Origin of the sequence: Parafrankia sp. FMc2, from assembly GCF_041008525.1 — a bacterium.
In the GTDB taxonomy this organism is placed as follows: Bacteria; Actinomycetota; Actinomycetes; order Frankiales; family Frankiaceae; genus Parafrankia.
Genome location: NZ_JBFLUG010000096.1, coordinates 22,942 through 29,402, shown reverse-complemented (window position 1 = coordinate 29,402; position 6,461 = coordinate 22,942). Strand labels below are relative to the sequence as shown.

Genomic DNA, 6,461 nt, shown 5'->3' with positions numbered 1-6,461 from the left:
CCCTGGTCGTGTGCCGACACCCCCTCCCGTCGCGCGGACATCGGGGCTGGAGAGCGTGAGCACCACCGGCCACCAGGAGCTGGCTCGGTCGCCATGTCCGCCGGGTCGAAACCCGCGCGGCGGGCCGGCGCACGAGCCGGACCGGGCCGAGGCCCTGGCTGCGGCTGGCGCGTCGTCCAGGTCGGCTGTGACTGCGGCTGCCGCTGCCGTTGTGGTTGTGGCTGTGGCTGACGCGCCGGCTGACCACGCAGGTCGGCGAAGGACACCAGGCGTGCGCCGGCCTGGCGGGGCCGCCCGACGACCACCGGGCGGCCGGGCGCCGGGCGGGCAGGCGGACCGGGCCGGCCGTCGTCAGGGCCGGAGAACGTGTCCTGGCCGTGAGTGACCACACCCGTCCCTTTCGTGCCGGACAACCGGATCCCAGGGTAGCGTGGCCGGTTCGACAACAGGCGTTGTGGTGGACCGTCAGCGGCTACGGATCCGGCACACCCGTTCCAGGGCCAGCCCGCCGGCGATCAGCACGGCCGTGGCCCCGAGGCCGAGGCCGGCGGACAGGGCGTCGCCGCCGGCGGTCCCGAACTCGTCGGTGCGAGGGGCCGTGTAGGCGAGCAGGGCGGTCCAGCCACCGGCCAGCGCCGCGCCGACCACCGACGTCGCCTTCGCGAGCGCGGCCAGGCGGGCGACGGTCAGCGGCAGGATCGGGCGGGTCCCGGGCCGGCCGGCGAGGCGTCGCCTCGTCAGCGATGCCACCTGCAGCTCGATCAGCCCCACCAGCAGGACGGACAGGGACGTCGTCGGAGGCACCTGCGGCAGCGACTGGTACCTCCACCACAGCAACAGGTAGACCAGCGCGCCGACCACGACGGCGACCGAGAGAAGGTCACGCACGTGGGTGGGTCTCACCGCCCCGGCCCCGGTGTGTTCCCGGCCGGCAGGTCGAGGGAGGTCCGCCGCGGGGCGACGGTGCCCGGCACCGCGAGCAGCCGCGCCACCAGGTCCGCCACCGGGCCATGCCCGACCAGCGAGGCCTGCGGCTCGACATCCAGCCAGGGCACGCAGACGAACAGCCGCTCGTGGGCGCGCGGGTGCGGCAGCAGGATGTCGGGGTCGTCGCTGCGGGTGTCGCCGCAGGCGATGATGTCCACGTCGAGGGTCCGCGGGCCCCACCGGACGGTGCGCACCCGCGCGGCAGCCTCCTCCGCGGTTCGCGCCGCCGCCAGCAGCGACGCCGGTTCGGCGGCACCGACCAGGACGACGGCGTTGAGGTAGTCGTCCTGGTCGGGCCCGCCGACCGGGTCGGTCTCGTAGACGGGTGAGGTGGCGTGCACGCCGAGCGTGGCGTCGAGCTGGGCGACCGCGCCGCGCAGGAACGCGAGCCGGTCCCCGATGTTGGAACCGATCGCCACCACGGCGTGGCCGCTGCCCGCCGGGCTCATCCGGCGAGGTCCTGCCGGGAACGGGTGACAGTCACCGCGATGTCGGCGAAGGGAAGCGGCACGGGTGCGGCCGGCTTGTGCACGGTCACCTCGGCCGTGTCGACCCGGGGGTCCGCCAGGCAGACCCGGACCAGCCGGTGTGCCAGGGTCTCGATCAGGTCGACGGGCTCGCCGGCGACGACGTCCGCCAAGGCCTGGGCGAGCTCGCCGTAGTGCACGGTCAGCGTGAGGTCGTCAGTCGCCGCGGCGGGGCCCGTGTCCAGCCAGAGGGTGGCGTCGATGACGAAGAACTGGCCGAGTTCGCGTTCCGCGGGCAGCACGCCGTGCCGCCCGTGCACCCGCAGCCCGGTCAGCGTGACCCGGTCGCGCCCGGCCCCGGGTACCGCCGTCACCGGGGCGGCCCGACCGGACAGGCCACCGGGCGGGCCGGGCGGGCGGGGCCGGCCGCGTGCCACGCCCGGTGCACCCGGACGGCGTCCACCGCGGGGCGTACCGCGTGCACCCGCACCGCCCACACTCCGGCCGAGGCCAGCAGCACGGTCGTGGCCTGGGTGGCGGCATCCCGGTCGTCCGGCGGCCGGGGCGGTTCACCGGGGCCGCTCAGCACCGAGCCGAGGAACGACTTGCGGGAGGTGCCGACGAGCAACGGACGGCCGAGGGCGGCGAGTGCGTCCAGGTTCGCGAGCAGGGTCCAGTTGTGCGCCGCGGTCTTGGCGAACCCGATACCCGGGTCGATGATCACCTTGTCCTCCGGCACGCCGGCGGCCAGGACCACCTCGAGCCGGGCGGACAGCTCGCTCACCACCTCGGCGACCACATCGTCGTAGACCGCCAGGGCGCCCATGTCCGCGCTGGAGCCGCGCGAGTGCATCAGGACGTAGTGGACGCCCCGCTCGGCGACGATGCGCAGCAGGTCGGCGTTCGTTCCGCAGGAGACGTCGTTGACCAGCAGGGCACCGGAGTCGACCGCGGCGGCGGCGACTGACGCGCGGCTCGTGTCGATGCTGATCGGCACGCCCGAGGAGGCCAGCTTGGCGACGACGGGCAGCACCCGGCGCAGTTCCTCGCTGGCGAACACCCGGGGCGCGCCGGGGCGCGTCGACTCGCCGCCGACGTCCACGATGTCGGCTCCCTGGTCGATCATCAGCTGACCGGCCCGGACGGCGTCGGCCGGGTCGGGGTAGGCGCCGCCGTCCGAGAACGAGTCGGGGGTGACGTTGACGACACCCATGATCTTGGTCGGGGCGTCGGCGGCGAACAGGTCAGCGGGGGATGCGTTCATGAGCGGGCGGCCCCGTTCCCCGCCGGGCCGGCCGCCGCCGGTGCGGGCAGCCTGCGGTAGCTGTAGCCGTAGACCGGCCGGAAGCCACGGCGGGTGTAGAGCGCCCGGGCCGCGATGCTGTCCCGCTCGACCTGCAGGTAGGCGTGGTCGGCCCCACCGGCGCCCGCCCACCGGGCGAGTTCGGCGAGTACCCGGCCCGCCGCGCCGCGGCCACGCGCGCCGGGCAGCGTGGCCATGCTGTAGATGCCCAGCCAGCCATCGTCGAGGACACCGCGGCCGACACCGGCCGGCACACCGTCGATGTGGAGGGTGACGTAGCGCTGGGGCAGCGCCATCGCCCGGAGCACGGCGAGTGAACCGGCGCGCTGCGCGGCGAAGGTGGTGAGAACCCGCCCGGCGACGGCGAGCCAGCGCTCGTCGGGCAGGTCAGCGTGGGTCACCTCGACCTGCCCGTTCCCGGGACGGGCCACGAGCAGGCCTGCCAGGGGCGCGACGCAGACGTCCGTGGGCCCGGCGTCGTCGTACCCGGCGGCGTCGAGGGCGTCCAGCAGGCCGGCGGGACGGGCGACCGGGGTGACCTGGAAGGTCGGCGGCAGGCCCACGGCCTCGTAGAAGGATCGGACCACGCGAAGACCATCGGCGAGATCCGGGACGTCGCTCCTGGCCCACACCGAGTTCCCTCGGCGCGAGGAGCCCGCCGACTCCCGAAGCACCCAGCCCGCGTGGGCCTCCTCCCGAAGGGGCGGCCAGGCTCGGTGCGCGAGTTCCTCCAGCCGGCAGGCCAGCGCCACATCGCCCACGGGCAGCTCCCGCCGGGGCGCCACCAGCGCGTCTTCTCCGGCGAGGCGCGCCGGATCAGCGACCACGGAAGCTCCGCGAACACCTCGCGGACACATCGACCACGGAACTGAGGCTACCGATCGCCTCCTCCGGCCGCGCGGATGTGCCCGGCCCGCCGCCGTCACCGTCGTGAACCGCCGATCCGTCCGGGGACGATCGACATCCATGCAACCCACCCACACTCGGAATCGGGAGCTCACCGCTGTCATCGACCGTCCGGCAGCGCCGTCGACCGGCCGGCCAGCAGCATCCCCTAAACGAAGATAAACGTTACATATGCCTCAGGCGATAAAGAAGATCCAGCGGGTAGGGATCTCCCTGGAAGATCCTTCGCCGTTCCGCCGCCAACCAAAATCACATAACCAGAACACCATTGACACAACCACCGGCGGGCCACATTGCTGTGACGCAAGCCCGTCACTGTCCGACATCCACGCCTCGTAGCATCGGCTGGTGCACCCGACAACCGCATCCGCCGTCCGCACGTGCCATTCGCACGAGCATCGGCATACGCACGGGGGCCGAGGCGATGCGCGATCACCGTGGTCCGACTGGTGGCCGTCCAGCGGCCCGCCGGCCACGGCGCTTTCCCGCCCCTAGCGTGAAAGCGCAAGGTCACGAACGCGCCTCGTGACACACAGGAAGGATCAGGGCATGCCGCAGTCGGACGGACCCCCGCCGCTGGCCGTGCCGGGTTTCGACGAGATCTTCATTCCCCCGGCCCGCACGCCCCCGGACGACCGGCCCGAGGACTATCCCGCCCAGCCTCCGGAGCGCCAGGCACCGGACGACCTCACCTGGGCAGCCGGTGCCGGTGCCGATGCCGCGGAACCGAACGGCACCGACCGCCGGAAGTTCCAGCTGTCCGCGGGTGCGGCCGTCGTCAGCGCACTGCTCGCCCCGAGCCCGATCATGGAGGTGGCTGACGTGCTCGCGGCCAGCCCGGTACAGCTAGCCCTCGAGCGCGCGAACGAGGCGCTGGGCGAGCTCATGAACACGCACGAGGTCGTGCCGCCCGCCCACGTGCGAGCCAGGACGGCCCGGCTGCGGCGTGGCCTGGAGCGGCTCGGGCGCCGCTCGATGGGCACCGCGGACTCGCAGCAGCTGCTCGTGCTCGCCGGCCGCGTCGCGGTGCTCGGCGCCGACGCGGCCTTCAAGCAGGGCGACGTCGGCTCCGCCCGCGATCTCGCCGCCGAGGGCTACCTGGCCGGCGTCGAGGCCGGCGACGGTCCCCTGTGCGGCTCGGCGCGTGAGGTCGGCGCGGTCAACGAGTTCTATGTCGGGCGGCCCGGCGAGGCCCTGCGACTCGCCCGGGACGGGATGCGCCACGTCGGCAGCGGGCCCGTCCGGGCCAGGCTGGTCTGCCAGGAGGCGCGGGCGCTCGCCGCGATGGGTGATCTGCGCGGCGCCGCGGGCAGCCTGGACCAGGCCTACGACCTGGCGGACGCCATCCCGGTGGACCAGTGGGGCCGTCCCGGGCCGAGCTTCGACACGTTCCACCCCGTCGAGGTCTCCTACAACGCGACGACGGCGCTGTGCCTGCTCGGTCGTCCCCGCGCCGCCGAGGAGCATGCCGACCTGGCCATGCCGCAGCTCGACGGGATGGACGCGCCGGGCTTCCGCTCCGTCATCCGGTTCGACCTGGCGCTCGCGATGGCGCGCCAGGGCCGGCTCGAGCTGGACCGGGTCTGCGAGCTCGCGACCGAGGCGATCGGCATCTCCTGGGGCCGCACGGTCGCCTCGGTCTCCAGCCGGGCGGACCAGCTGCTGACCGCCACCTCCCCGCACAGCGAGGTGCGGGGAGTCCGGGAGCTGGCGGCGCTGGTCCGGGAGTGGCAACGCTCGGCGTCGCGCCAACGGCCCGGTCCGGGAACCGCTGTTCCCCCGCCGCCGCTGGATCTCTAGCCGTCCGTGACCGATCACCATGGCCACCGAACCCGCGGCTGCCGGGCCCGGCCCCGCCGGCCGTTTCACCGCGGCGCGCTCCCGGCAGGCGCTTACCCAGCTCTGCGCCAGCGTCGGCCTTGACGATCGGGACGCCGAACCGATCAAGCTGACCGTCAACGCGGTGTACAGGCTTCCTCGCGAGGCGGCGGTCGTACGCATCGCCAGTTCCGCCGCGATGAACCACCGGGTGGCGAAGGTCGTCCAGGTGGCGCGGTGGCTGGCCGAGCACGGGATGCCCGCGGTGCGGCTCCTCCCGGGCGTGCCCGCACCTGTCGTGGTCGACGGCTGGCACGCCACCGTCTGGCGGGACGCCGCTCCGCCCGAGGCCGTCACCCGGCCGGCGGTGCATCCGGCCCGCAGCCTGGCGGACGTCCTGCTGCGCCTGCATGCGCTTGCGCCACCCGAGCCACCGCTGCCGGCCTGGGACCCGCTCGACGACGTCCGGCGGCGCCTCTCGGACGCCGAGGGCCTGCCGGCCGCGGACCGCGCCTTCCTGGAGGGCCTGACGCTGCGGGTCTCCGACGCGCTTGGGAGCGTCCGGTACGTGCTGCCGCAGGCCGTCATCCACGGGGACGCGCATCTGGGAAACCTGATCCACACCGCTCCAGGCAGGGTCGTGATCTGTGATTTCGACGCGACCTGCCTGGGTCCGGCCGAGTGGGATCTGGTGCCGGTCGCGCTCGGAGCCGTGCGCTTCGGCCGGTCGCCGCAGCCGCAGGAGGAACTCGCCCGCGCCTACGGCTTCGACGTCACGGCCTGGGACGGGTTCCCGGTGCTGCGCGCGGTCCGTGAGCTGAAACTCGTGACGAGCGTGGCACCCGTCCTCGCCAGCAGCCCGAGCGCCGCGGCGCAGTTCGCGGTCCGTCTCCGGAGCCTGCGCGCCGGGGCCGCCGACCGGACGGTCTGGGCCCCCTACCGCTGACCGACGGCGGTGCCGGCATCGGCGGTGGCAGCAT

The 6,461-nt window shown here is 74.2% G+C and carries 7 protein-coding genes; 2 read left to right on the top strand and 5 right to left on the bottom strand.

All coding sequences use genetic code 11. The annotated features are described in order from the left end of the window. Nucleotides 1-465: 465 nt before the first annotated feature. The 5 genes from AB1460_RS25950 to AB1460_RS25930 are packed head-to-tail and all read right to left on the bottom strand — an operon-like array spanning nucleotide 466 to nucleotide 3,584. Nucleotides 466-903, bottom strand: coding sequence for a DUF3180 domain-containing protein (locus AB1460_RS25950; protein WP_368964720.1), 438 nt, complete (start codon nucleotides 901-903; stop codon nucleotides 466-468). Continuing rightward, on the bottom strand, nucleotides 900-1,436 hold the full coding sequence (folK, locus tag AB1460_RS25945) for a 2-amino-4-hydroxy-6-hydroxymethyldihydropteridine diphosphokinase (RefSeq protein ID WP_368964719.1): 537 nt from the start codon (nucleotides 1,434-1,436) through the stop codon (nucleotides 900-902). Before folK ends, AB1460_RS25950 begins: the two co-directional genes overlap by 4 nt. Continuing rightward, a complete protein-coding gene (gene folB / locus AB1460_RS25940) occupies nucleotides 1,433-1,828 on the bottom strand; it encodes a dihydroneopterin aldolase (RefSeq protein ID WP_368964718.1) in 396 nt (131 codons plus the stop codon). The genes folK and folB overlap by 4 nt, the downstream gene beginning before the upstream one ends. After that, the gene (folP, locus tag AB1460_RS25935) at nucleotides 1,825-2,718 is read right to left on the bottom strand and encodes a dihydropteroate synthase (protein WP_368964717.1); all 894 of its coding nucleotides are present in this window, start codon (nucleotides 2,716-2,718) and stop codon (nucleotides 1,825-1,827) included. Before folP ends, folB begins: the two co-directional genes overlap by 4 nt. Continuing rightward, on the bottom strand, nucleotides 2,715-3,584 hold the full coding sequence (locus tag AB1460_RS25930) for a GNAT family N-acetyltransferase (protein WP_368964716.1): 870 nt from the start codon (nucleotides 3,582-3,584) through the stop codon (nucleotides 2,715-2,717). Before AB1460_RS25930 ends, folP begins: the two co-directional genes overlap by 4 nt. A gap of 628 nt (nucleotides 3,585-4,212) precedes the next feature. On the opposite strand from AB1460_RS25930, the gene AB1460_RS25925 reads away from it, so the two are divergent. Both AB1460_RS25925 and AB1460_RS25920 read left to right on the top strand, forming a co-directional pair. Beyond that, on the top strand, nucleotides 4,213-5,463 hold the full coding sequence (locus AB1460_RS25925) for a hypothetical protein (RefSeq protein WP_368964715.1): 1,251 nt from the start codon (nucleotides 4,213-4,215) through the stop codon (nucleotides 5,461-5,463). 19 nt (nucleotides 5,464-5,482) lie between these two features. Further along, the gene (locus AB1460_RS25920) at nucleotides 5,483-6,427 is read left to right on the top strand and encodes a phosphotransferase enzyme family protein (protein WP_368964714.1); all 945 of its coding nucleotides are present in this window, start codon (nucleotides 5,483-5,485) and stop codon (nucleotides 6,425-6,427) included. Nucleotides 6,428-6,461 lie beyond the last annotated feature (34 nt).